The organism is Streptomyces sp. NPDC019890 (assembly GCF_044903445.1).
GTDB lineage: Bacteria > Actinomycetota > Actinomycetes > Streptomycetales > Streptomycetaceae > Streptomyces.
Window position 1 is genome coordinate 16281 of sequence record NZ_JBJDQK010000004.1, and the last position, 23688, is coordinate 39968.

At 69.4% G+C, this 23688-nt stretch carries 20 protein-coding genes; 12 read left to right on the plus strand and 8 right to left on the minus strand.

Annotation, left to right across the window (positions count from 1 at the left end; translation table 11 throughout):
• Window positions 1-73: 73 nt before the first annotated feature.
• Window positions 74-2467: a hypothetical protein gene (locus tag ACI2LP_RS12370; protein ID WP_404724477.1), complete on the minus strand. Its 2394-nt coding sequence runs from the start codon at window positions 2465-2467 to the stop codon at window positions 74-76.
• A 196-nt stretch (window positions 2468-2663) separates the two neighbouring features.
• Here ACI2LP_RS12370 and ACI2LP_RS12375 point away from each other — a divergent pair, with 196 nt between their 5' ends.
• A complete protein-coding gene (locus tag ACI2LP_RS12375) occupies window positions 2664-3173 on the plus strand; it encodes a hypothetical protein (RefSeq protein ID WP_404724478.1) in 510 nt (169 codons plus the stop codon).
• A 63-nt stretch (window positions 3174-3236) separates the two neighbouring features.
• Here ACI2LP_RS12375 and ACI2LP_RS12380 read toward each other — a convergent pair whose 3' ends face one another.
• Both ACI2LP_RS12380 and ACI2LP_RS12385 read right to left on the minus strand, forming a co-directional pair.
• Window positions 3237-5642, minus strand: a complete 2406-nt coding sequence (locus ACI2LP_RS12380; RefSeq protein WP_404724479.1) for an ATP-binding cassette domain-containing protein — start codon at window positions 5640-5642, stop codon at window positions 3237-3239.
• Between the two features lie 154 nt (window positions 5643-5796).
• On the minus strand, window positions 5797-6153 hold the full coding sequence (locus tag ACI2LP_RS12385; RefSeq protein WP_404724480.1) for a VOC family protein: 357 nt from the start codon (window positions 6151-6153) through the stop codon (window positions 5797-5799).
• A gap of 441 nt (window positions 6154-6594) precedes the next feature.
• Between ACI2LP_RS12385 and ACI2LP_RS12390 the strand changes: the two genes are divergently transcribed.
• The 3 genes from ACI2LP_RS12390 to ACI2LP_RS12400 all read left to right on the plus strand — a co-directional run bounded on the left by ACI2LP_RS12390 (window position 6595) and on the right by ACI2LP_RS12400 (window position 8095).
• Window positions 6595-7002: a helix-turn-helix domain-containing protein gene (locus tag ACI2LP_RS12390; RefSeq protein WP_404724481.1), complete on the plus strand. Its 408-nt coding sequence runs from the start codon at window positions 6595-6597 to the stop codon at window positions 7000-7002.
• Window positions 7003-7046: 44 nt separating this feature from the next.
• A complete protein-coding gene (locus ACI2LP_RS12395; protein WP_404724482.1) occupies window positions 7047-7628 on the plus strand; it encodes a hypothetical protein in 582 nt (193 codons plus the stop codon).
• A 128-nt stretch (window positions 7629-7756) separates the two neighbouring features.
• On the plus strand, window positions 7757-8095 hold the full coding sequence (locus tag ACI2LP_RS12400; protein WP_404724483.1) for a DUF2516 family protein: 339 nt from the start codon (window positions 7757-7759) through the stop codon (window positions 8093-8095).
• Between the two features lie 173 nt (window positions 8096-8268).
• Here ACI2LP_RS12400 and ACI2LP_RS12405 read toward each other — a convergent pair whose 3' ends face one another.
• From ACI2LP_RS12405 to ACI2LP_RS12415, 3 genes are all read right to left on the minus strand, one after another.
• Window positions 8269-9573 (minus strand): PP2C family protein-serine/threonine phosphatase, encoded by a 1305-nt coding sequence (locus tag ACI2LP_RS12405; protein WP_404724484.1) that lies wholly within the window; start codon window positions 9571-9573, stop codon window positions 8269-8271.
• A gap of 211 nt (window positions 9574-9784) precedes the next feature.
• On the minus strand, window positions 9785-10864 hold the full coding sequence (locus ACI2LP_RS12410; RefSeq protein ID WP_404724485.1) for an NlpC/P60 family protein: 1080 nt from the start codon (window positions 10862-10864) through the stop codon (window positions 9785-9787).
• A gap of 199 nt (window positions 10865-11063) precedes the next feature.
• Complete coding sequence (locus ACI2LP_RS12415; RefSeq protein ID WP_404724486.1) at window positions 11064-11846, minus strand: class I SAM-dependent methyltransferase; 783 nt, start codon at window positions 11844-11846, stop codon at window positions 11064-11066.
• 181 nt (window positions 11847-12027) lie between these two features.
• On the opposite strand from ACI2LP_RS12415, the gene mshA reads away from it, so the two are divergent.
• The 3 genes from mshA to ACI2LP_RS12430 all read left to right on the plus strand — a co-directional run bounded on the left by mshA (window position 12028) and on the right by ACI2LP_RS12430 (window position 16067).
• The gene (mshA, locus tag ACI2LP_RS12420; protein WP_404724487.1) at window positions 12028-13368 is read left to right on the plus strand and encodes a D-inositol-3-phosphate glycosyltransferase; all 1341 of its coding nucleotides are present in this window, start codon (window positions 12028-12030) and stop codon (window positions 13366-13368) included.
• On the plus strand, window positions 13361-13861 hold the full coding sequence (locus ACI2LP_RS12425) for a YbjN domain-containing protein (protein ID WP_404724488.1): 501 nt from the start codon (window positions 13361-13363) through the stop codon (window positions 13859-13861). Before mshA ends, ACI2LP_RS12425 begins: the two co-directional genes overlap by 8 nt.
• 532 nt (window positions 13862-14393) lie before the next feature.
• Window positions 14394-16067: a glycosyl hydrolase family 28-related protein gene (locus ACI2LP_RS12430; RefSeq protein WP_404724489.1), complete on the plus strand. Its 1674-nt coding sequence runs from the start codon at window positions 14394-14396 to the stop codon at window positions 16065-16067.
• 47 nt (window positions 16068-16114) lie between these two features.
• Here ACI2LP_RS12430 and ACI2LP_RS12435 read toward each other — a convergent pair whose 3' ends face one another.
• Complete coding sequence (locus ACI2LP_RS12435) at window positions 16115-17377, minus strand: MDR family MFS transporter (protein ID WP_404724490.1); 1263 nt, start codon at window positions 17375-17377, stop codon at window positions 16115-16117.
• Window positions 17378-17536: 159 nt separating this feature from the next.
• Here ACI2LP_RS12435 and ACI2LP_RS12440 point away from each other — a divergent pair, with 159 nt between their 5' ends.
• The 3 genes from ACI2LP_RS12440 (at window position 17537) to ACI2LP_RS12450 (ending at window position 20361) form a co-directional block, all read left to right on the plus strand.
• Window positions 17537-18298 (plus strand): phosphoglyceromutase, encoded by a 762-nt coding sequence (locus ACI2LP_RS12440; RefSeq protein ID WP_404724491.1) that lies wholly within the window; start codon window positions 17537-17539, stop codon window positions 18296-18298.
• A 384-nt stretch (window positions 18299-18682) separates the two neighbouring features.
• The gene (locus ACI2LP_RS12445; RefSeq protein ID WP_404724492.1) at window positions 18683-19240 is read left to right on the plus strand and encodes a dihydrofolate reductase family protein; all 558 of its coding nucleotides are present in this window, start codon (window positions 18683-18685) and stop codon (window positions 19238-19240) included.
• Between the two features lie 518 nt (window positions 19241-19758).
• Window positions 19759-20361: a hypothetical protein gene (locus ACI2LP_RS12450; RefSeq protein ID WP_404724493.1), complete on the plus strand. Its 603-nt coding sequence runs from the start codon at window positions 19759-19761 to the stop codon at window positions 20359-20361.
• A gap of 508 nt (window positions 20362-20869) precedes the next feature.
• Here the strand turns inward: ACI2LP_RS12450 and phoU are convergent.
• A complete protein-coding gene (gene phoU, locus ACI2LP_RS12455; protein ID WP_404724494.1) occupies window positions 20870-21547 on the minus strand; it encodes a phosphate signaling complex protein PhoU in 678 nt (225 codons plus the stop codon).
• Window positions 21548-21746: 199 nt separating this feature from the next.
• Here phoU and ACI2LP_RS12460 point away from each other — a divergent pair, with 199 nt between their 5' ends.
• Together ACI2LP_RS12460 and ACI2LP_RS12465 are read left to right on the plus strand one after the other, a co-directional pair.
• Entirely contained in the window at window positions 21747-23003 is a 1257-nt protein-coding gene (locus ACI2LP_RS12460) for an ATP-binding protein (protein WP_360878018.1), read from the plus strand.
• A complete protein-coding gene (locus tag ACI2LP_RS12465; RefSeq protein ID WP_206960217.1) occupies window positions 23000-23680 on the plus strand; it encodes a response regulator transcription factor in 681 nt (226 codons plus the stop codon). The genes ACI2LP_RS12460 and ACI2LP_RS12465 overlap by 4 nt, the downstream gene beginning before the upstream one ends.
• The last annotated feature ends 8 nt before the right edge of the window (window positions 23681-23688 follow it).

Consider the following 23688-nt stretch of genomic DNA (forward strand, 5'->3'; position numbering starts at 1 on the left):
CGCCGGAGCGGTGCGGCCCCGTCCCCCGGTGGGGGACGGGGCCGCTGCCGTTACCGGTCGGTGGGGTGGAAGGTCAGCTTCCGGCGTTCTGGCGGCGGCGCCACCAGACCAGGGCTCCACCGGCAGCGGTGAGGGCTGCCGCAATGGCGGCGATCATGCCGACCTGGGCGCCGGTGTGGGCCAGGCCGCCACCGTCAGCGTTGTTGTCGTTGGGCGGCAGCGGGCTGCTGCTGCCGTCCGGCGAGGGGCTGTTGCCCGGCTCGGGCGTATGGCCGGCCGGAGGAGTGGCCGGGTCGGTCGGCTTGCCGGTGTGGGTCGGGGTCGGCTTCGGGTCGGGGCCGGTGTCGACCTGCCCGGATCCGTTGCCGCCGAGGAGGGCGGTGTTGGTGTTGCGGTAGGTGACCTCGGTCTTCACCGACGTCTTGGTGGTGGTGTCCAGGCGCGGGTGCTCGGCGTTGAAGGCGACCTTGCTGATGTTGCGCTTGGGGGCCTTGGAGAAGTCGACGCCGCCCATGATGCAGATCTTCTGCTCCCCGGCGTACTCGCACGGGTAGCTGTAGTCGCCCTTGGTGTAGGACGTCATGTAGTCGTCCCAGGTCTTACGCGGGGTCCAGCCCTTGTTGCCGTCGCGCAGGGGCCACCGGCTGATCTTGTTGCTGTTGATGATCGGCCGGAAGTCGGTGGCGTGGTGCTGGTCCTGCTGGCGGATGTACTCGGCCGCCACGCGGGAGTTGTAGACGCGGCGCAGGTCGGAGTAGGCCGGCGCCGTGTTGATCTTCTTCTCGACGTCGGGGATGGCGTACTGGTTGACCAGCCGCTGGGAGGTCTGGATCTGGGCCTCGGTCAGGGTGCAGTTGCCGTTGGGGTTGGGGTGGTTGACCTTCAGCGGCTCGGACTGGACCTTGAGGGGGGCATCCAGGATGTAGATGCCGCCGTCGTCGAAGCGGACCTTGGCGGTCTTGGGGGTGATCCACAGGCGCAGGCTGTGTCCGCACGGGATGCCCGCGGCCTTCATGGCGTCCCAGTACTGCTTGCCGATGCCCTGACGGGGGTCCATGTCCTTGGCGTAGTCGTGCTTCATCTCCAGGTCGGCCTGGAGCAGCACGCGGCCGGCGTCGGTCTTGCCGAACGTCTTGTCCATGATCTTGTCGGGCTGGTCCGGGTTGAGGTTGACCCAGAACTTGTCCGGCGTCAGGGCGAGCCAGGTGAACATGGCGTCGGAGGCGAGCTGGAGCTTGGCCTTGCCGCCCCAACCGGGGTTGTTGTCCGGGTCCTTGGCGTAGTCGGCCTTGAACGAGTAGTCCAGGCCCCTGCCCTTGACGGGGTTGCCGATGTACTGGAGTTCCAGCGTGGAGAAGTCGATACCGCCCGGCCCTCCACGGCCGAAGACGCCGTTGCCGTTGTAGCGGGCGTAGTCGTGCTGGATCTGCCGGGCGTTGCCGGGGGTGGATCCGGAGCGGAAGGCGGCGTCGCTGATCGGGCCGACCGAGCCGACCCTGCGGGGGTCGGGGTTCATGATCGGGTTGTAGCGGGTGTACTGGTTGGGCTTCCAGCGGGGGGCGCCGGTGGAGCGGTGCTCGCGGATGGTGGCCTGGGGGCGCCCGGGTGTGCCGCGCTCCTTCTCCAGTTGCTCGTTGAGCTTGGCGTACTGCTCGACCGTGCCCTTCTTGGTCTCGGTGCCGGTGATCAGCCGCAGCTTGTGGTCCCGGTAGTCCGGCATCCGCATGACGTGCTGGTCATGGCGGAGCTGCTTGGCGATGTGAGAGCCGGGCGACTTGAACTCGACGAGCTCTTTGGTCTTGGCGTTGTAGGCGTCGTACTTGCGGACGGCCTGCTTGGGGCGGCCCTGGCTGTCCTTGCCGTCCATGACCGGCTTGCCGTTCTTGTCGAAGACCGGCACTTCCTTCTGGCAGATCCAGTCCGGGCCGACGAGCTTGAAGTCACGGATGACCTTGGCTTCGTAGCCGTCCCCCTTGAGCCGGTTGGCCTCGTTTCCGATCAGCCGCTGGTCCAGCCAGGTGCCCCAGTCCTTCTTGCCCGAGGGCTTCTTGAGCTGTGCGCCGTAGCGGGCGTAGATCTCCAGGACCCGGTACTTGGTGTCCCCGGTCTTCTCGTAGAGCTTCTTCCACTTCTGGGCGTCCTTGTCGGTGTCCCCGGCAAGGTCGCGCTGCGCCTGGCTGGGCGCATTCAGCCCGTCGAAGGCGTGGGAAGGGTTCTCGTACCAGTAGTCGTCCCACTGGCTTTCCGGCCGCTGGCTGAAGGGCGCGTTCTTGCCCGGGATGCCGCGGGCCTCGTCGACGTTGTACTTCTTGCCCAGCCACTTCTCGTCGCACCGGATGGGCGCGGGCGCGGCGTCGGCCTCGCCCTGGAAGACGGGCAGGCCGGTGATCAGCAGCCCGGTGGCCGCGGCGACGGCGAAGCAGGCTGCCAGCCGTCCGCGGATGCGTGCGCGTATGGACGTACTCATGCGTGTCCCTCGTGGGGGGCGCGTGGGACATGGGTGTGGGCGGTGTGGGCCCCCGTGACATGTCACCGCCAGAACGCACACATTAGAGGTTCCTGTGCCGACCGGGACAACAGGTTGTTGACGCGGCGTGTCTCAACTGGCGTGGAAGGAGAGTCAGTTCGGCCCGCTGTCGGCAGCCCTCTCTACAGTGGCGGCCATGAACACAGCGATTGAAGAGTGCGAGGCGCATCCGGAGCTGCTGGCGTGGCTTCGGGAGATGTCCGCGGGGTTTGCGCAGTGGGCCGGGGAGACCGGGACGCCGGAACGCTGGGACTTCTCTCCTGAGTCGCTGGATGCGCTGGAGGACTTGGTGCGGGCGCGGTTCGCCGACGAGGAGGACGTCTTGGCGGCGAAGGGCAGCGCGTTCGTGCACGGGGCGACCTGGTACATCGGGGAGGTGATGAGGCGCGAGCGTCCGGAGATGACGTGGGGGTACGACCCGACGCCACCGACCCGCCATGCGCCCTCGGCGTTCTTCGATCCGGCCACGCGCATGGTGGTCGATACCCCGTTTCTGGGCCTCCCGGGTTCGGTGGACGGCGAGTGGCTGTACCCGATGGGTGCGCTGAACGAGCTGTACGCCACGGTGGATGAGTTCGATGAGCCGGTGGAGTGGCATCTGCGCCAGGTGCTGGGCGATGACGACGAGGACGCAGACGACGACTGAAGGCGCCGCTCAGCACCCCTCTACAGGCTCAACACTCCTCTACCGCAACAAGTTGAGCGATTGTCAGGTGCCGACGTAGGCCGCGAGGTGCTCGCCGGTGAGGGTGGAGCGTGCGGCGACGAGGTCGGCGGGTGTGCCCTCGAAGACGATCCGGCCGCCGTCGTGGCCGGCGCCGGGGCCGAGGTCGATGATCCAGTCGGCGTGCGCCATGACCGCCTGGTGGTGCTCGATGACGATGACCGACTTGCCGGAGTCGACGAGCCGGTCGAGCAGGCCGAGCAGCTGCTCGACGTCGGCGAGGTGGAGGCCGGTGGTCGGCTCGTCGAGGACGTAGACGCCGCCCTTCTCGGCCATGTGGGTGGCCAGCTTGAGCCGCTGCCGCTCGCCGCCGGACAGCGTGGTGAGCGGCTGGCCGAGGCTGAGGTAGCCGAGCCCGACGTCGGCGAGCCGGTCGAGGATGCGGTGCGCGGCCGGCGTGTGCGCCTCGCCGGCGCCGAAGAACTCCTCGGCCTCGGTCACCGACATCGCGAGGACCTCGCTGATGTCGCGGCCGCCGAGGTGGTACTCGAGCACCGATGCCTGGTACCGCTTGCCCTCGCACTCCTCGCAGGTGCTGGCGACGCCGGCCATCATCGCCAGGTCGGTGTAGATGACGCCCGCGCCGTTGCAGGTGGGGCAGGCGCCCTCGGAGTTGGCGCTGAACAGCGCCGGCTTCACATCGTTGGCCTTCGCGAACGCCTTGCGGATCGGGTCGAGCAGTCCGGTGTACGTCGCCGGGTTGCTCCGTCGCGAGCCGCGGATCGCGCCCTGGTCGACCGACACCACACCCTCGCCGGCGGCCCCCGGCTGGTGTGGCAGTGACCCGTGCACGAGTGAGCTCTTGCCGGAGCCGGCGACACCGGTGACGACGGCGAGCACGCCGAGCGGGATGTCGACGTCGACGCCCCGCAGGTTGTTCGCCGTCGCGCCGCGGATCTGCAGCGTGCCGGTGGGCTTCCGTACCGTCTCCTTGACGGCGGCCCGGTCGTCGAAATGGCGACCGGTGATGGTGCCGCCGGCCCGCAGCCCCTCGACGGTGCCCTCGAAGCAGACGGTGCCGCCCGCCGTACCGGCGCCGGGGCCGAGGTCGACGACGTGGTCGGCAATCGCGATCGTCTCCGGCTTGTGCTCCACGACGAGCACCGTGTTGCCCTTGTCCCGCAGCCGCAGCAGCAGGTCGTTCATCCGCTGGATGTCATGGGGGTGCAGGCCGATGGTGGGCTCGTCGAAGACGTAGGTGACGTCGGTGAGCGAGGAGCCGAGGTGGCGGATCATCTTGACGCGCTGCGCCTCGCCGCCCGACAGCGTGCCCGACGGCCGGTCGAGCGCGAGGTAGCCGAGGCCGATCTCCGCGAACGAGTCGAGGGATTGCTGCAGCGCGGTGAGCAGCGGCGCCACCGACGGCTCGTCGAGGCCGCGGACCCACTCGGCCAGGTCGCTGATCTGCATCGCGCAGGCGTCGGCGATGCTGATCCCCTTGATCTTCGAGGACCGGGCCCCCTCGCTGAGCCGGGTGCCATCGCACTCGGGGCAGGTGCTGAAGGTGACCGCCCGCTCCACGAACGCCCGGATGTGTGGCTGCAGCGCCTCCTTGTCCTTGGACAGGAACGACTTCTGGATCTTGGGGATCAGCCCCTCGTAGGTGAGGTTCACGCCCTCGACCTTCACCTTGGTCGGCTCCCGGTAGAGGAAGTCCTGCATCTCCTTCTTGGTGTACTCGCGAATCGGCTTGTTCGGGTCGAGGAGGCCCGACTCGGCGTAGACCCGCACGGTCCAGAAGCTGTCCGACTTCCAGCCGGGGATGGTGAACGCGCCCTCGGCGATCGACTTGGAGTCGTCGTAGAGCTGGGTGAGGTCGATGTCGGAGACCGTGCCCCGGCCCTCGCAGCGCGTGCACATGCCGCCGGTGCGGCTGAAGGTCGCCTTCACCGCCTTCTTCGCACCGCGCTCGACGGTGATCGCACCGCTCGCCCGGACCGAGGGGACGTTGAAGGCGTATGCACTGGGCGGGCCGATGTGCGGCTTCCCGAGCCGGCTGAAGAGGATGCGCAGCATCGCGTTGGCGTCGGTGGCGGTGCCGACGGTGGAGCGGGGGTCGGCACCCATCCGCTGCTGGTCGACGATGATCGCGGTCGTCAGCCCGTCGAGGACATCGACCTCGGGCCGCGCCAGCGTCGGCATGAAGCCCTGCACGAAGGCGCTGTAGGTCTCGTTGATCAGCCGCTGCGACTCCGCGGCGATCGTGTCGAACACCAGCGAGCTCTTGCCCGAGCCGGAGACGCCGGTGAACACCGTCAGGCGTCGCTTCGGGATCTCGATGCTGAGGTCCTTGAGGTTGTTCACGCGCGCGCCGTGCACGCGGATCAGGTCGTGGCTGTCGGCAGCGTCCACCGCAGGCGACTGGGTGCCCGTCCTCTTGGCCGTGCTCATCGTCTCTCCATCTGTTGCGCGGGGCCGCCTTCGCGGTCTCCGTCGGCGTCGCCCGGCTCGATCTGGCCGGCTTCGAGCAGTACGTCGGATTCTTCTTCGCTTCGGCCCGTGAAGCCGGTGGGCCACGACCCGCGGTACGGGGTGGCCGGGGCACTCATCGGTCCTGAAGCAGCCCGAGGACGTTGCCGTCGGGGTCGGTGACGGTGGCCACCAGGCGACCGCCACCGACGTCGTGCGCGGGCTCCTTCACGGTGGCACCCGCGGCGGTCACCTCGGCCAGCTTCGCCGCGAGGTCCGGCACGTGCCAGTAGGCCACCGGTGAGGTCATGCCCTGCGTTCCACCGCCCGGCACCAGCCCGATGTGCTGGCCCGCGGCCTCGAAGCCGACGTAGTAGGACTCGTCGGTCTGCGGCGGTACGCCGAGCAGGGCGGCGTACACCTCCTTGGCCGCCGCCAGGTCGGAAACGGGATGCAGCACGGTCTTGATTCCCTGGGTGGAAGAGCCGGTCATGGTCGCTCCTGAAGTTGTGGGTCCGGTCGGGATTGTCTGGCTCAAAGATGAACGGGACGTCCGGAAATCGACAGCCTGATCGCTCGGGACGGCGATTTCGCCGTTGGCCGTTGGAAGAAGCTCGCGTGAATGGCGACGTCCATGGCAGTCACGCTAGGTGCGGCTCGGGGGCCGGCGCTTCTCGATTCCTGATCAGTCTGTGTCCCGGCTCGCTGATGCTGAGGCAGGGTAGAGCTCTGACCTGGGGTGCATCGGGGATCATGAAGCGTGCGCCCGGATGACTGGTACGCCTCGGCATCCACCAGTCACTCCCCACTCGGCGCTGACCAGGTAAGACGACCGTAGGTGCGGCGGATGTCCGGGGGCGGTGGGCCTGTTGCGTGGAACACTATTGCAAGCGGGTGCTTGCAATAGTTAGCGCCGACAGGGCACCATCGGTACATGGCATCACTCAACGTCGGCAATCTCGGCGAGTACCTCCGCGAGCAGCGGCGTACCGCGCAGCTCTCGCTGCGGCAGCTCGCCGACGCCGCCGGGGTGTCCAATCCGTATCTGAGCCAGATCGAGCGCGGCCTTCGCAAGCCGAGCGCGGAGGTTCTGCAGCAGGTCGCCAAGGCCCTGCGGATCTCCGCGGAGACGCTGTACGTACGGGCCGGGATTCTCGACGAGCGGGAGCGGGACGAGCTGGAGACGCGCGCCGTCATACTCGCCGACCCGTCGATCAATGAGCGGCAGAAGCAAGTGCTGCTGCAGATCTACGAGTCCTTCCGCAAGGAAAACGGCGTGGACACCCACGATGACGGCCCCCGCACGGCCGACAGCAGTGATGCAGAAACACCCTCAGTCTGACCCTCAGTACCACCTCTGACCTGCGATCCGGGAGGACCACAGTCATGGCCATCACCGATGACCTGCGTAAGACCCTCACCGACCCGACCCCCCTCTACTTCGCGGCCGGCACCGCGGACCTCGCCGTTCAGCAGGCGAAGAAGGTCCCCGCGCTGATCGAGCAGCTCAAGGCCGAGGCTCCGAGCCGTATCGAGGCCGTGCGCAACACCGACCCCAAGTCCGTTCAGGAGAAGGTGACCATCCAGGCCAAGGAGGCCCAGGCCGCCGTCCAGGCCAAGGTCACCGATGTGATCGGGAACCTCGACACGGATCTCAAGAAGCTGGGCGAGACCGCTCAGGATCTGGCGCTGCGCGGCGTCGGCGTGGCCGCCGAGTACGCCGTCAAGGCCCGTGAGGCGTACGAGAAGGTCGCCGAGCACGGCGAGCAGACCGTGAAGGCGTGGCGTGGCGAGGCGGCCGAGGAGATCGCCGAGATCGCCGTTGCCGTCGAGCCCGAGCCGACGACCGCGGAGAAGGCGGAGCCGACGACGGAGGCCAAGGCCGAGCCGAAGAAGCCGGTCCCGGCCACCCGCAAGGCCCCCGCGCGCAAGCCCGCGGCGAAGAAGAGCACCCCGCCGGCCAAGTAGGCAGGCAAGCAAGCACGCCGCGGACGGGCCGGGCACCTTTTGGGGTGCCCGGCGCGTTCTCCCGGTGCCTCATCGGCCGGTACCTTGGCCGCGAGGCGCTACAAATCACTCACTAGGCGGTGCTCAGCATGTTGCGCGCGGGATTCGACTTCACACTCTGGCTGGTGCTCGACCTCGTCTTCCTGGTCACCTCCGTGACCGCGCTGTTCATGGCCGCGTTCGCCCGCGAGGACGCCTACCGCGCGGCCGACAAGCAGACCAAGGCGTTCTGGCTGATCATCCTGGGCATCACGGTCGCGGTGAACCTGTTCGTCTCCGTGCTGTTCCTGTCGATCGCCGGGCTGATCGCCAGCATCGTCTTCTTCGTGGATGTGCGGCCCGCGCTCAAGCAGGTGTCGGGCGGTGGACGGCGCGGCGGCGGCTCCAGCAGCGACGGTCCCTACGGTCCGTACAACGGCGGCCGGTAGGGCATCCGCCGGCATCCCGGCTGCGAGCCCCCGGCATACGGGCGCCCCTGCCTCCCATCCCGGCATCTGCGAGCCGCCGTGCGCCCCGGCATCTGCGAGCCCCCGAATCCGCCCGCCCGGCAGGCGCGAGCCCCGCAGCCGCGCACCCCAGCGTCCCGGCTTCGCGGCATCCGCTAGCTTCGTGAACCGCTTCTGCTCAGCAGCAGCACCGCCACATCGTCCGTGAGCTCCCCGCCGTTCAGCTCGCGCACCTCCGCGACCGCCGACTCCAGCAGTTCCTCGCCCTCAAGACCCGCCGCCAGCTGCCGGTTGATCATCTCGACCATCCCGTCCTGGCCGAGGCGCTGCTTCGTATCCGGTCCCGTGCGCCCCTCTATCAGCCCGTCCGTGTACATCATCAGGCTCCACGCGCCGCCCAGCTCGACCTGGCGGCGTGGCCAGCGGGCGCGCGGCAGCAGGCCGAGCGCCGGGCCGCCGTCGTCGTACGGAAGCAGCTGTGCCGCCCGCCCCTGCCGGGCCAGCAGCGGCGCCGGGTGGCCCGCCAGGCACAGCCCCGCCCGCCGGCCGTCCGGCGCGATGTCGACCGTGCAGAGCGTCGCGAAGATCTCCTCGCTCTCCCGCTCGTGCTCCAGAACCCGCTGGAGCGTCGACAGCAGCTCGTCACCGCACAGTCCCGCGAAGGTCAGCGCCCGCCAGGCGATGCGCAGCTCCACGCCGAGCGCCGCCTCGTCCGGGCCGTGCCCGCAGACGTCGCCAATCATCGCGTGGACCGTGCCGTCCGGGGTGCGGACCGTGTCGTAGAAGTCGCCGCCGAGCAGCGCCCGCGAGCGGCCCGGCCGGTAGCGGGCGGAGAAGCGCAGATTGGAGCCCTGGAGCAGGGGAGTGGGCAGCAGGCCGCGCTCGAGGCGGGCGTTCTCCTGGGCGCGCAGTCTGGACTCGGCGAGTTTCACCTGGGCCCTGTCGGCGCGCTTGCGCTCCACGGCGTAGCGGATGGCGCGGCTCAGCAGCCGCTCGTCGAGCTCGTCGCGGAAGAGATGGTCCTGGGCTCCCACCCGCACCGCTTCCGCGGCGCGCTCGGCGTCGCCCGATGTGGTCAGGGCGAGGACCGCGTGCCGCGGCGCAAGGCGCAGTACGTGCTTGAGCGGGCCGAGCTCCTCGTCCCCGGCGCCGGGCAGCGCGAGGTCGACGAGGATGCAGTGGACGTCGTCCGTCAGCAGTCGCTCCGCCTCGGTGAGATTGCGGGCGGTGCGGATGCGGATCCGGGTCCCGGCCGCGTCGAGCAGCTGGGGGACGGAGAAGGTGCCCGCCGGGTCGTCCTCGATCACCAGAAGTGTGAGATCACCACTGCTGACGCCGCCGCTGACGCCGCGAGCGCCGACGCTGCTCACGCCACCGCCACCGGCGGCGTTGCCGTCGGCGCCGTCGCCGGTGGTCTCCACGGCCGGCGCATTGCGCTGCCGCGGTACGGGTACGGGCATTCGTCTGGTTCCTTCCCTCCCCCCGAGGGCGCGGCGGGACGCCGATCGACGTCCTACCAGACGGGGACCATAGCGGTAGCTCCTGGTGTTGCGGAATGCCGAACGACGAACAGCCGATGGCATATGCCGCGCATAGGGAGGTAGTTGCCCGCCGAGCCATGACGAACATCACCCCCGGCGGGGATTTCAGCCGGTCCGGTTGTGGGCCCGGTCACTTGTCGGGGCGTACGACTCCGAGGATTGCCATCGAACCCGCGCCCGTAATCGTCACATTGCGCCCGGGACGCGGCGCATGCACGATCGCGCCGTCGCCGATGTACATCCCCACATGGCTGGCGTCCGCGTGGTAAATGATCAGGTCCCCGGGCCGCATGTCCTTGATGTCGATATGCGGCAGCAAGCGCCACTGCTCCTGCGAGGTACGGGGGATGCCCTTCCCTGCGGCCGCCCACGCCTGTGAGGTCAGTCCCGAGCAGTCGTACGACTTCGGGCCCTCCGCACCCCACACATACGGCTTGCCGATCTGCGCCGTCGCGAACTGGACCGCACGCTTGCCCTGCACGCTCGCCCTGCCGTTGATCTCCTTGAGCACGCCCGAGCTCAGCCAGGCCGTCTGCGCCTTGTACTCCGCCTGCCGCTCCAGCGCGACGAGCCGCTCGAGCTCCTCCTTCTGCAGCCGGTCCTCTATCTTCTTGGCCGCGGCCAGTTGGGCGTTGATCTCCTTCTTGGCCTTCTCCTGCTTGACGCGGTTGGCTTCCAGCTTCTGCCACTGGGCGCTCGCGTCCTTGGTGTACGAAGCCAAGTCGGCCTGCGTCCTGCTCAGTTCGCCCAGCAGATCCCTGGTCGCCTTCTGGCCCTCGCGGATCCGGCCCGCGCTGTCCAGGAAGAGCTGCGGATCGCCCGTGAGCATCAGCTGGGCCTCGGGCGGCAGTCCGCCGTCGCGGTACTGGGCGCGGGCGGCCGCGCCCGCGCGGTTCTTGAGCGTGTCGATGCGCGCCTGGCCCTTCACTATCTCCTGCGCCAGCCGGACGATTTCGGCCGATTGCTTGTCGGCCTGCTCCTCGGCGAGGTTGTACGCGTCGGTCGCGGACGCCGCCTTGCGGTAGAGGGCCTCGATCTCCAGGCGCACCTCTTCCAGCGACTTCTTGGGCACGTCCCCCAGGGCGTCCTTGGGCGCGCCGGGCCGGGCACTTGGCGGCTCGGGGGCGGCGAATGCCTGGCCGGGTGACGCCAGCACGGTCAGAGCGCAGACCAGAGTGATCGCGGCAGTGGCACAGCGGCGTCGGTTCACGACTCCCCCTTCGACTCCGGGCGAACGCCAGATCGCCTAAATGTGATTTACCGTCAGTAACTTACGGACGACGTCGCGATGGTGCCACGACGTCCGCAAAAGCGACAGGGTCAACGGGTGTTGATCTGCCGACTGGAGGATCAATCCCACCCGTCAGGGACGAACAACGCGCCCTCTGCGTTCCCTTGTGCGCACCTGTTCATCGGGAATTGGGGGCGAGCGCCGCCCAGTTCACCGTGACTTCCCCCTGCCGCCACCGCCGCGGGCCGTCCGTCAGCGGCCAGTCGCCGGCCAGGTCCTGTGCCGCCCGGATCCAGCGCTGCCGGGCGCCCAGTGAGGCGTACGGAGCCGCCGCAGCCCACGCCCGGTCGAAGTCCCGCAGGAACGCGTGCACGGGCTCGCCCGGCACATTGCGGTGGATCAGCGCCTTGGGCAGCCGTTCCGCCAGGTCGGAGGGGCGCTCCAAGGAGCCGAGCCGGGTCGCGAAGGTGACGGTGCGCGGACCCTCGGGGCCGAGCGCCACCCAGACGTGCCGCCGTCCGATCTCGTCGCAGGTGCCCTCGACGAGGAGCCCGTCGGGGGCCAGTCGCGCGCACAGCCGCGCCCAGACGGCCGCGACCTCGTCCTCGTCGTACTGGCGCAGCACATTGGCCGCCCGGATCAGCGCCGGCCGCGTCGTGAGGGGCACCTCGAAGCCGCCGTGGCGGAAGCTCAGCCCCTCGCGCTCGTACGGCTTCGCTGCCGCGACCCGCGCCGGGTCGATCTCGATGCCGACGACCGCGCAGCGGGGGTCGGCGGTGCGCAGCCGCTGCAGCAGCTCCAGGGCGGTCCAGGGGGCGGCGCCGTATCCGAGATCGACGGCGACCGGCGCGTCACCGCGGCGCAGCGCGGTGCCGTGGGTGGCCGCGATCCAGCGGTCCATGCGGCGCAGCCGGTTGGGATTGGTCGTCCCGCGGGTCGCGGTGCCGACGGGGCGAGTCATAGCAGCGAGGGTATGTGAGCGCCGGGCGGCGGTTGAGCCAGCATGACACGGTGCACCTACGGTAATGGTTTGGCAAAGTGGCGGTCCGATGGAAATGGAAGTGGCGACTCCGCTGTTGAGCGCCTTGGTGGGTTGCTAGCGCCCGCAGTTTGTTGTGCCCGGAGCGAGGAGGACCTTCGACGTGAGCCAGTACGTCTCCCGCCTCGGCAGTGGTCTGGTGGCTCCGCGCCTCAGGTTCCCCGGCGGCCATCGCAAGCCCCGCCGGATCGCCATGCTCAGCGTCCACACCTCCCCGCTGCACCAGCCGGGCACGGGCGACGCGGGCGGCATGAACGTCTACATCGTCGAGCTGGCCAAGCGCCTCGCGGCGATCAACATCGAGGTCGAGATCTTCACGCGGGCGACCGCGGGCGGGCTGTCGTCGGTGGTGGAGCTCGCGCCCGGCGTGCTCGTACGGCATGTCGACGCCGGGCCTTACGAGGGCCTCGCCAAGGAGGACCTACCCGGCCAGCTGTGCGCCTTCACGCACGGTGTGATGCAGGCCTGGGCCGGCCACCGCCCCGGCCACTACGACCTCGTCCACTCCCACTACTGGCTCTCCGGTCATGTCGGCTGGCTCGCGGCCGAGCGGTGGGGCGTCCCGCTCGTGCATGCCATGCACACCATGGCCAAGGTCAAGAACGCCGCGCTCGCCGACGGCGACACTCCCGAGCCCGCGTCGCGCGTCATCGGCGAGATGCAGATCGTCGCCGCGGCGGACCGGGTGATCGCCAACACCGCCGAGGAGGCGGACGAGCTCGTACGCCACTACGACGCCGATCCGGCGAAGGTCGCCGTCGTCCACCCCGGCGTGAACCTGGACCTGTTCCGGCCCGCCGACGGCCGCGCCGCCGCGCGGGCCCGGCTCGGGGTGCCCCAGGACGCCTTCGTGCCGCTCTTCGCGGGCCGCATCCAGCCCTTGAAGGCTCCCGACATCCTGCTCCGCGCGGTCGCGCTGCTTCTCGAAGAGGATCCCTCGCTGCGCTCCCGGCTCTATGTGCCGATCGTCGGCGGCCCGAGCGGCAGCGGCCTCGCCAAGCCGGAGGGCCTGCAGAAACTGGCCGCCCGCCTCGGCATCGCGGATCTCGTCCACTTCCAGCGGCCGGTCGGCCAGGACCGCCTCGCGGACTGGTTCCGCGCGGCCTCCACACTGGTCATGCCCTCGTACAGCGAATCCTTCGGCCTGGTGGCCATAGAGGCGCAGGCGGCGGGCACACCGGTGGTGGCGGCGGCGGTCGGCGGCCTTCCGGTGGCGGTACGCGACGGGCAGACCGGCATCCTGGTCCCCGGCCACAACCCGGCGCACTACGCGGACGCGCTGCGCCGCTTCGTGGCCGACCCCACCCTGACCGACCGGATGGGCGCGGCGGCGGCCCGGCACGCCGAATCCTTCGGCTGGGACACGGCGGCGTCGGCGACGGCGGACGTCTACACGGCCGCGATGCACGAACACCGCCGCCGGGTACGCTCGCACCATGGCTGACGTGGACGTACAGCAGATTTCGCAGGTCATCGAGGAGACCCTCAAGGACGCGGAGCTCGAGTGGGAGAGCCCGGAATCCGGCTCGTACGTGGTCAAACTCCCCGGCACCCGCAAGCTGTCGACGACCTGCTCACTGCGGGTGGGCAAGCACTCGTTGTCGGTCAACGCCTTCGTCATCCGCCACCCGGACGAGAACGACGCGGCGGTGCACCGGTGGCTGCTGGAGCGGAATCTGCGTCTGTACGGGGTGAGTTACGCGATCGACCACCTCGGCGACATCTACCTGGTCGGCCGCCTGCCGCTGTCGGTGGTGACCCCGGAGGATCTGGACCGCCTGTTGGGGACGGTGCTGGAGGCGGCGGACGGGTCGTTCAACACGCTGCTGGAGCTGGGGTTCGCGAGCGCGATTCGCAAGGAGTACGCGTGGCGGGTGTCGCGGGGTGAGTCGACGCGGAACCTGGACGCGTTCACGAATCTGACCGGCGGCAGCTGAGCCGGGGGCCTGTTCCCCACCCCGCCCGTTCCCTCAACCGGGCTCGGCCCCGGACCCCGTGCGGGGCCCCGGACCCGCCCCCTGCGCCCTGCGGGCGGGGGACCCTCACGGGGCTTGATTTGCCCGGGCCGTTGTCGGGGCTCTGCCCCGAACCCCGCGCCTCAATCGTCGGCGGGGCTGAATTTCGCACCCGGGACAGTGCCTCAAACGCCAGTGGGGCTTGACTTGCCCGGGCTGGCTGCATGTTCCGGACGGGCGGAAATTCAAGCCCGTCCGGCGATTGAGGACACTCCCCTACGCCCTGGGGGCGTGGGGCGACCCCCAGCGGGCGTCCGGGGTCTGGGGCGAAGCCCCCAGTTGCGGGATGGGGGTACATCCCGCGGCCGCCGAGCCGTAAAGGGAGGGCGGGGTGGGGAAAACCCGCCCGCGCCACGAACCCCCGCACAAACCCTTCCCGCGCCCCGCAACCCATGGCATGCTCGCCCGCGACGCACACCTGAACACCGTTCACATCCATGGAAAGGGCGGGCTCATGGACACCGGTCGACGCGCCATCAGCAGACGCACTCTGCTCGGCAGTGCCGCAGCCGTCGCGGCGGCCTGCGTCACAGGGACGGGCACCGCAGGCGCCGCCGCGAGGACAACCCCCGCGTCCCCCCTCTGGGCCGAGTTCCGCCGCAACCCCTACGACCACCCCCAGATCCCGTACGTCGGACGAGCAGGCCGCCGCGGCGGCGCCGCACACTTCCCCCGGCGCCCCGTGCTCGCCAACGTCCTTGCCTACGGCGCCGAACCGGACGGCTCCGCCGACGCCGCCCCCGCGATCAACCGTGCCGTCGCCGCTGTGGGCGAACGCGGCGGCGGCACGGTCCACATACCCCCCGGCACCTACCGCATCGACGACCTCATCCGCATCGGCCACAGCAACGTCGTACTCAAGGGCGCCGGCAGCACCCGCACCAAGCTGTACGCCACCAAGAACCTCACCGAGCTCATCGGCCCCTACGGCAGCCGCTACGGAGGCGACAAGTCCTCCTGGTCCTGGGCCGGCGGACTCATCTGGCTCTGCCCGACGGACCGTTGGTACAGCCTCACCGCCGCCATCAAGGCCAAGGCCTGGCCCTTCGAGGGCTGGACCGGCAACAAGCGCGACGAGTGGCGCACCCTCGCCACCATCCGGCCCGCCAAGCGCGGCGACTGGTCCGTCACCGTCCCCGACGCCTCACAGCTCCGCCGCGGCGACCTCGTACTCCTCCGTCTCGCCGACGACGCCGACCACACCCTCCTGGAACACATGGCCGGCGGCGGCCCCGGCCCCGAGGCGTATCTCTGGGCCGACAAAACCAAGCTGACCAGCTACGTCCCGTACGAATGGCCCGTACGCATCGCCCACATCAAGAAGAACCGGGTCACCTTCGAGCGTCCGCTGCCCCTCGACGTACGTCCCGAATGGGACCCCCGCATCGTCACCCTCGTCACTCCGCTCACCGGCTCCGGCGTCGAGGGGCTCACCCTCGAAGCGATGGAGACTCCGCAGTCCCAGCACCTCCTCGACAAGGGCTACAACGGCGTCACTTTCCAGTGTGCGTACGACTGCTGGGCCGACGACATCACCGTCCGCCATGTCGACAACGGCTTCGGCCTGGTCGCCGCCTCCGCCTGCACCCTGCGCCGCACCCGCGTCGAGGGCCGCGGCTCCCACCACCCGTACTTCTGCCGCGAGGGCTCGCACGACAACCTCATCGAGGACTTCACCATCGCGCAGCGCAGCGTCCCGGCCCCCGCGAACACCCAGCTCCACGGCATCAATGTGGAGGGCCTGTCCAGCTACAACGTCTGGTCGCGCGGGCAGATGGAGATGGGCACCTTCGACACCCACCGCGGTATGCCCTTCGCGAACGTACGCACCGAGATCACCGTCAACAACAACGGCCGCCACGGCGGCGACGCCAGCGCCGGCCCGCTCTACGGCGCCCGGTTCACCCACTGGAACGTCATCGTCGCCAATGAGCGCGCGGGCCTGATCAAGATCGACGAGATCGCCCCGTACAGCGCCACCGTCGGCATCTCCACGGTCCGTGAGTTCGACCAGACCGATGTGCCGGACTTCAGCGGGGCGCTCAACTCCCGGCTGGAGGCGTACGGTTCGCCCGGCGACGTATGCCCCCGGAATCTGTACGAGGCCCAGCGGGCGCTGCGCACCTGAGCGCCGCGGGCACGGCGTGGTGAGTCCGGATCAGTGGTGAGCGCGGATCAAGCGACCTGTTCCGCCCGGCTCGTGGGCGCGGCCATGTCGTCCTTCTCCACGGCCTCGGTCGGCAGCCCCCGCATCAGCAGCCAGTATCCGAGCCCGGCCACCGTCCCCAGCACCGCGCACATGCCCCACAGCCACTGGGCACCGAACCGGTCGATGACGAAGCCGGCCAGCAGCGGGGCGACCAGCGCCGCCACCGACCAGGACAGTGTGTACATGCCCTGGTAGCGGCCGCGCCCGTGCAGCGGCGAGAGGCGCACCACAAGTCCGGTCTGGGTGGGTGCGTTGACGATCTCGGCCAGTGTCCAGACGCAGACGGTCAGCGCGTAGACGGCGATCGACCCCGCGAAGGCGGTGAGCCCGAAGCCGTACCCCGCGAGCAGCGAGGAGATGATCAGCAGCCGGCGCGGGTCGCGGTGTTCGATGAAGCGTGTGACGGGGATCTGCAGGGCCACGATCAGTACGCCGTTCACCGCGATCGCCATGCCGAAGTCCGCGCTGGAGAAGCCGTCCGCGCCCATCGCGAGTGGCAGTCCGACATGCCCCTGCATAAAGATCAGCGCGATCAGGAAGGAGAGGCCGACGACGCTCATGAACCGCCCGTCGCGCAGGACGGTCCCCATGCTGATGTGGGGCTCCACCGGCGCGCCCTTTGTCTCCACCCGCTCGGGCCGGGACTCCGGAAGCTTGACGAAGATGACGATCGCGCAGATCAGCGTCGTCGCGGCCTCGCCCAGGAAACCTGCGAGATAGCTGTACTCGGCGATGAAGCCCGCGCCCGCCGAAGAGAGAGCGAACCCGAGGTTGATCGCCCAGTAGTTGAGCGAGAAGGCCCGCACCCGGTCCTCGGGCCGGACGATGTCCGCCATCATCGCCTGCACGGCGGGCCGGGACGCGTTCGACGTCATGCCCACCACAAAGGCCACCGCGGCGATGGCCACCGGATGCTGCACAAAGCCGAGCACCGCCACGGAGACGGCCGTCGAGCTCTGGGCGATCAGCAGGGTCGGGCGCCGTCCGAGCCGGTCGGCCATCACGCCAGCGCCGAGCGAGGAGACGACGCCGCCGAGCCCGTGGAGTGAGGCCACGAGTCCCGCGTACGAGGCCGAGTACCCCCGCTCGACGGTCAGATACAGCGCCATGAACGTCGCGACGAACGCCCCGAGCCGGTTGATCAGCGTGCTCGTCCACAGCCACCAGAACGCACGGGGCAGCCCCGCGACGCTCTCCCTCGCAGCACGGCGCAGACCGGCTATGGACATACGGATTCCCCCACGGAGTGCATGTAAGTGGCTGAACAGGCATACGCAACTTACAGACGGCCGGGCCCGGGCCGCCAGTCAATTGACGGCGACCGTCAAACGAGTCCGCTCTGCGGGCACCAGAGCGGCGCCCGGGGAACGTCGATTAGTCTCGTACGCATGGCCGACGCACCGTACAAGCTGATCCTCCTCCGCCACGGCGAGAGCGAATGGAACGCGAAGAACCTGTTCACCGGCTGGGTGGACGTCAACCTGACGGAGAAGGGCGAGAAGGAGGCAGTCCGCGGCGGTGAGCTGCTGAAAGACGCCGGCCTGCTCCCCGACGTACTGCACACATCGCTCCAGAAGCGCGCCATCCGCACGGCGCAGCTGGCCCTGGAGGCCGCGGACCGCCACTGGATCCCGGTCCACCGCTCCTGGCGGCTGAACGAGCGTCATTACGGGGCGCTGCAGGGCAAGGACAAGGCACAGACGCTGGCGGAGTTCGGCGAGGAGCAGTTCATGCTCTGGCGCCGCTCCTACGACACCCCGCCGCCGCCCCTCGCGGACGGCGCGGAGTTCTCGCAGAGCGACGACCCGCGCTACGCCACGATCCCGAGCGAGCTGCGCCCGCGCACCGAGTGCCTCAAGGACGTCGTCGAGCGGATGCTGCCGTACTGGTACGACGGCATCGTCCCGGACCTGCTGACCGGCCGCACCGTCCTGGTCGCCGCCCACGGCAACAGCCTGCGCGGCCTGGTCAAGCACCTCGACGGCATCTCCGACGCCGACATCACGGGCCTGAACATCCCGACCGGCATCCCGCTGGTCTACGAGCTCGACGCCGACTTCAACCCGGTCAAGCCGGGCGGCACCTACCTCGACCCGGACGCGGCCGCGGCGGCGATCGAGGCGGTCAAGAACCAGGGCAAGAAGAAGTAAGAATGGCGATCAGGCCCCTGACCTGCGCTTACGGTGCAGATCAGGGGCTGTCGTTTGCTCTGGGCCCACGCTGGGCCCTCAGCGCGGAGGTTCGTCCGGCCGCAGAGCCTTGCCGAGAGCCATCCGCGCGCGGTTGCTGCTGCTGGGCATGAGGTGGGCGTGCACCTTCAGCGTCAGCCCCGGGTCGGAGTGCCCCAGGTACTCACTGTCGGAGCGCAGTGTCAGGCCGGGTGTCAGTACGGAGCCGCCCGTCGGGGTTACTGAGGTTTTCTCAACGGAATGATCTCGTGTGGTGACTCGGCCCAGGGGGTCCCGCGAGCCGCGATGAGTCCTGCGGCGTCCGGCGGTCGTACTGTCGAAACCCGTTACCGAGGAGGGCTTCTGATGCGCAGCGTGACCTATGCGATGAACGTCTCACTTGACGGCTACATCGTCGGGCCGGACGGCGACTTCGACTGGACGGCGCCCGACGAGGAGGTCTTTCGCTTCTGGATCGACGAGATTCGACAGGTCGGCGTCCACCTGTTGGGACGACGGCTGTACGAGACGATGCTGTACTGGGAGACCGCCGACCAGGATCCATCGCTCGACGACCTCGAGTGGGCCGCGCTCTGGAAGCCGCTGCCAAAGGTGGTGTTCTCCACCACGCTGTCGGCGGTGCAGGGCCATGCCCGCCTGGCCTCCGGCGGCCTGGCGGAGGAGATCGAGCGGTTGCGAGCCGAGCCGGGGGAGGGCGACATCGCGATCGGCGGCGCGACCCTCGCCGCCGAGGCGGCCGCGTTGGGTCTGATCGACGAGTACCGGGCCATGGTCTACCCGGTGCTGGTTGGCGGCGGCATCCCGTTCTTTCCCCAACGCGAGCGCCGGGTGGATCTCGAACTCGTCGAGACCCGCACCTTCAGCTCGGGAGTCGTCTATCTCCGCTACCGCGTGGCGCGTTAGCCGGCTCGTCCGCCGAGCCCTGGGAAGAACGGGCCAGTCTGGCTACCGGCTAGTGGCTACCGGCTACCGGCTAGTGGCAAGGCGAGGCGCCTTCCTCAAGGCGGAATACCGGCTGGTGAGCCCCTTCTACTGGCCAGTGGCAAGGTTGCCAGTAGCCAGTAGCCAGTAGCCAGTAGCCCGATCCGGGAATCCGGCCAGCGGCCGGACGAGAGACGGCATTGATGAGGATCTCTGAAAAGGGCCAGTGCTGCTCTTCACTGCCCAGACGGTCGTCGCAGGCAACGGGGGCGGGCTGCCTGCCCCCCGGCCGGTCGGGCACAGTGCAGTCTTAGGGTTCTGGCATGCCTTTCTCTGCTGCTCCGAAGCAATCCACGTCTGGGGGCGTGTTCTCGTCGCTGCCGCGACAGCGCACACGCCGGCGGCGGCTCGCCACGGCTACCGGAGCTGGTCTCGTCGTGATCGCCGAAGGCATATGGCTTCTGTTGGGCACCGGGCCCAAACCAGGCGACCATGCACCCATGGCCATATGCGCCGTCGACAGCAGCACCCTGCGCGCCGACGTAGACGCGGACGGACAACTGGACGAGATCCACGACCCATACGGCGACGGCACCAGCTCAGTGGTCTTCCAGAGAGACGATCACCGCACCACTGTCAGCGTTGGCGATGCCCGCGGGTTTTGGCAGAAGCTGGGAGGCGCATCGAAGGAGGACATGGAGACACGGGGAACCTTCGGCGACTTCGACGGCGACGGGTACCTCGATCTGGCCCTCTTCTACAGTCAGCGCGACGAGGGCGACACTCCGCGGGACAACATGGTGGTGCATGAGGTGCACTACGGGCCTCTCGCCCGCGACCTGAGCAGTGACCAGACCGGCACCATCCGTATGAAGCACTCGACGTTCGTATACGGGGTGCGGGCCACCGACACCAATCACGACGGCCGCGCCGAGCTCCAGGTCTTCCAGTCAGGCGGGGATGGCTCCGTTTCCCGCTATATCGGTCGGCAGTACGGCGGCGGGGTCTCTGTGAGCCATGAGGAGACCGACTTCTACGGGGTGTCGGACTGGCCCGAACTCAAGCTCGGCTGGCTCGACTTCGGTGCCTGCGCAGATCGCTAGTGCTCCAGTGCGCGGCAGCATCACGGGCGGCTGCACAACCGCCCGACCGCAGGGCAGTGGGGGTACGCGGTCGGCTGACCAGGGACGAAAAACGGGCCCGCCAGACCCAGGGCAAGAAGTAACCCGCTACGTAGCCGAAAGGGCCCCGTCCTTCGTGGACGGGGCCCCTCTCGCATACGTACGAAGGATCGGCTATCCGCAGCAGCCGCCGCATTGGCAGGGCGCGCCCGACTGGCAGCCGCAGCCACAGCCCGAGCCGCAGCCGCAGGCGCCGAGCACGGGCAGGAGCACCACCCCGACGGGGTTTTCCTGCTGGGCGTCGGTCGTGGGGGATTCGGCCATGGGTCCCTCCTCATCGGCGTACGAGATGTACCGCCTCTGCCCATTGCATGCCCGCTTCTGCGGGCGCATCAACAGCGCGTAGAGGCACGCCGCGAGTCGCTCCACGACGGGCGGCCGCCGGCCGGGGTGCGGTCGGCCCGCACCCCGGCACCTGCCCGGTGGCGCCCTACGCTCCCTCGACCGTCGTCGGCGGCTGGATCTCGTCCGCGTGCTCGCCCGTCACCAGGTACACGACCCGCTTCGCCACCGACACCGCGTGGTCCGCGAAGCGCTCGTAGTAGCGGCCGAGCAGGGTCACGTCCACCGCCGTCTCGATGCCGTGCTTCCAGCGGTCGTCCATCAGGTGCTGGAACAGCGTCCGGTGCAGCAGGTCCATCTCGTCGTCGTCCGTCTCGAGCTGCAGTGCCAGGTCGACGTCCTTGGTGATGATCACCTCCGCCGCCTTCGCCATCAGCCGCTGCGCCAGCTGCCCCATCTCCAGGATGGTGGCGTGCAGATCGTGGGGCACCGCGGTGTCGGGGAAACGCAGCCGGGCCAGCTTGGCCACATGCTGGGCCAGGTCCCCCGAGCGCTCCAGGTCCGCGCTCATCCGCAGCGAGGTCACCACGATCCGCAGATCCGTCGCGACCGGCTGCTGCCGCGCCAGCAGGGCGATCGCCCGTGCCTCCAGGTCGTGCTGCAGATCGTCGACCTTCTGATCGGCGGCGATCACACTCTCGGCCAGCTTCAGGTCGGAGTCGAGCATGGCCGTGGTGGCGCGCCCGATCGCCGATCCGACCAGCCGGGCCATCTCGACCAGGCCCTCGCCGATCGAGTCCAGTTCCTCGTGGTACGCGTCCCGCATGGGGTGTCCCTCTCTTGATGCGACCGGGGTCCGGGTGGGGCTTCGGACCCCCACGCTCCCACGTTCTGTCCGTTACGCGTCCGGCTCCTCCCCCGGAAGTGAATCAGCCCTATCCCCTTGGTGAACTCTGAGCGACGAGTGTTCGAGGTGCCACCCGTATGGCTGGGAGCATGTCCCTGGCCACGCATAACCTGGGTGCATGGACGTGAACGCGGCGGTCGCCGCAGCGGCAGCGATCGCCGGGCTGTGCACCGGTGTCATCGCCATGCTGGCGTTCCGCTGGAGCGAGCGCGACCAGAAGAGACCCACCCGCACCTCCCTGCACACTGCTGCCGTGCTGCCGCCCGGTGTCGACACGGTCCTGTCCGTGCTGCGCTCCTCCGCGGTCGTCCTCGACGAGAGCGACTCGGTCGTCAAGGCCAGCTCCGCGGCGTACGCCCTCGGTCTGGTGCGCGGCGGCAAGCTCGCCGTCGAGCCGCTGCTGCACATGGCCCGCGACACCCGGCGCGACGGCGAGATACGGCAGGTCGAACTGGACCTGCCCCGGCGCGGCACCGGCCGCGGAGAGGCGCTCGCAGTCTCCGCCCGGGTGGCCCCGCTCGGCTCCCGGCTCGTTCTGCTGCTGGTCGACGACCTGACCGAGGCCCGCCGGATCGAAGCCGTACGGCGCGACTTCGTCGCGAACGTCAGCCATGAGCTCAAGACCCCGGTCGGCGCACTCTCCCTGCTCTCCGAGGCGGTCAAGGACGCCTCGGACGACCCCGAGGCGGTGGAGCGCTTCGCCGGCCGGATGCAGATCGAGGCGACCCGGCTCACCAATCTCGTACAGGAACTGATCGACCTCTCCCGGGTCCAGAACGACGACCCGCTGGAGGACGCGGAGCCGGTACGAGTGGACGAACTGGTCGCCGAGGCGATCGACCGGTCCCGGCAACCGGCGTCCACCAAACAGATCACGATGGCCGCGGGGGGCACCGCCGACCTGCGCATCTGGGGCAACCGCGGCCAGCTCGCCGCCGCCCTCGGCAATCTCGTCGAGAACGCCGTCAACTACTCGCCGGCCCGCACCCGGGTCGGCATATCCGCGCGCCGGGTGGCCGCGCCCGGCGGGGATCTCATCGAGATCGCCGTCACCGACCAGGGCATCGGCATCTCCGAGAAGGACCGCGAGCGGGTCTTCGAGCGGTTCTACCGCGTCGACCCCGCGCGCTCCCGGGCCACCGGGGGCACCGGCCTCGGACTGGCCATCGTCAAGCACGTGGCCGCCTCGCACGGCGGGGAGGTCACGGTGTGGAGCTCCGAGGGACAGGGCTCCACCTTCACCCTGCGGCTTCCTGAAGCGGGCGCCGTACGGGACCGTTCATCCACCGGACCGGATCGCGTCGACGAGGACGACGACCGGCCTTACGACACCGATCCGAACACCGAGATCCCTGCCCCGGAGGTCCTTCCGTGACCCGAGTGCTCGTCGTCGAGGATGAGGAATCATTCAGCGACGCCCTGTCCTACATGCTCCGCAAAGAAGGCTTCGAGGTTGCGATCGCGGCCACGGGGCCCGAGGGGCTCGACGAGTTCGAGCGCAATGGCGCCGACCTCGTCCTCCTCGACCTGATGCTGCCCGGGCTGCCGGGCACCGAGGTGTGCCGCCAGCTGCGCGGCCGCTCGAATGTCCCGGTGATCATGGTGACCGCCAAGGACAGTGAGATCGACAAGGTCGTCGGGCTGGAAATAGGAGCCGACGACTACGTCACCAAGCCCTTCTCCTCGCGGGAGCTGGTCGCCCGCATCCGCGCGGTCCTGCGCCGCCGCGGCGAGCCGGAGGAGGTCGCCCCCGCGGCGCTGGAGGCGGGCCCGGTCCGGATGGACGTGGACCGCCACGTCGTCACGGTCTCGGGCGGCAAGGTCGACCTCCCGCTCAAGGAGTTCGACCTGCTGGAGATGCTGCTGCGCAACGCGGGCCGGGTGCTGACCCGCATGCAGCTGATCGACCGCGTCTGGGGCGCGGACTACGTGGGCGACACGAAGACCCTGGACGTCCACGTCAAGCGCCTCCGCGCCAAGATCGAGCCGGATCCGGGTGCGCCGAGATATTTGGTGACGGTGCGCGGCCTGGGCTACAAGTTCGAGCCGTAAACCGCCTC

Excerpts from the sequence above, each read along its gene's own strand:
- ACI2LP_RS12370 (WP_404724477.1), bottom strand. The coding sequence starts at position 2,467 with ATGAGTACGTCCATACGCGCACGCATCCGCGGACGGCTGGCAGCCTGC.
- ACI2LP_RS12375 (WP_404724478.1), top strand. The coding sequence starts at position 2,664 with ATGAACACAGCGATTGAAGAGTGCGAGGCGCATCCGGAGCTGCTGGCG.
- ACI2LP_RS12380 (WP_404724479.1), bottom strand. The coding sequence starts at position 5,642 with ATGAGCACGGCCAAGAGGACGGGCACCCAGTCGCCTGCGGTGGACGCT.
- ACI2LP_RS12385 (WP_404724480.1), bottom strand. The coding sequence starts at position 6,153 with ATGACCGGCTCTTCCACCCAGGGAATCAAGACCGTGCTGCATCCCGTT.
- ACI2LP_RS12390 (WP_404724481.1), top strand. The coding sequence starts at position 6,595 with ATGGCATCACTCAACGTCGGCAATCTCGGCGAGTACCTCCGCGAGCAG.
- ACI2LP_RS12395 (WP_404724482.1), top strand. The coding sequence starts at position 7,047 with ATGGCCATCACCGATGACCTGCGTAAGACCCTCACCGACCCGACCCCC.
- ACI2LP_RS12400 (WP_404724483.1), top strand. The coding sequence starts at position 7,757 with ATGTTGCGCGCGGGATTCGACTTCACACTCTGGCTGGTGCTCGACCTC.
- ACI2LP_RS12405 (WP_404724484.1), bottom strand. The coding sequence starts at position 9,573 with ATGCCCGTACCCGTACCGCGGCAGCGCAATGCGCCGGCCGTGGAGACC.
- ACI2LP_RS12415 (WP_404724486.1), bottom strand. The coding sequence starts at position 11,846 with ATGACTCGCCCCGTCGGCACCGCGACCCGCGGGACGACCAATCCCAAC.
- ACI2LP_RS12425 (WP_404724488.1), top strand. The coding sequence starts at position 13,361 with ATGGCTGACGTGGACGTACAGCAGATTTCGCAGGTCATCGAGGAGACC.
- ACI2LP_RS12430 (WP_404724489.1), top strand. The coding sequence starts at position 14,394 with ATGGACACCGGTCGACGCGCCATCAGCAGACGCACTCTGCTCGGCAGT.
- ACI2LP_RS12435 (WP_404724490.1), bottom strand. The coding sequence starts at position 17,377 with ATGTCCATAGCCGGTCTGCGCCGTGCTGCGAGGGAGAGCGTCGCGGGG.
- ACI2LP_RS12440 (WP_404724491.1), top strand. The coding sequence starts at position 17,537 with ATGGCCGACGCACCGTACAAGCTGATCCTCCTCCGCCACGGCGAGAGC.
- ACI2LP_RS12445 (WP_404724492.1), top strand. The coding sequence starts at position 18,683 with ATGCGCAGCGTGACCTATGCGATGAACGTCTCACTTGACGGCTACATC.
- ACI2LP_RS12450 (WP_404724493.1), top strand. The coding sequence starts at position 19,759 with ATGGCCATATGCGCCGTCGACAGCAGCACCCTGCGCGCCGACGTAGAC.
- phoU (WP_404724494.1), bottom strand. The coding sequence starts at position 21,547 with ATGCGGGACGCGTACCACGAGGAACTGGACTCGATCGGCGAGGGCCTG.
- ACI2LP_RS12460 (WP_360878018.1), top strand. The coding sequence starts at position 21,747 with ATGGACGTGAACGCGGCGGTCGCCGCAGCGGCAGCGATCGCCGGGCTG.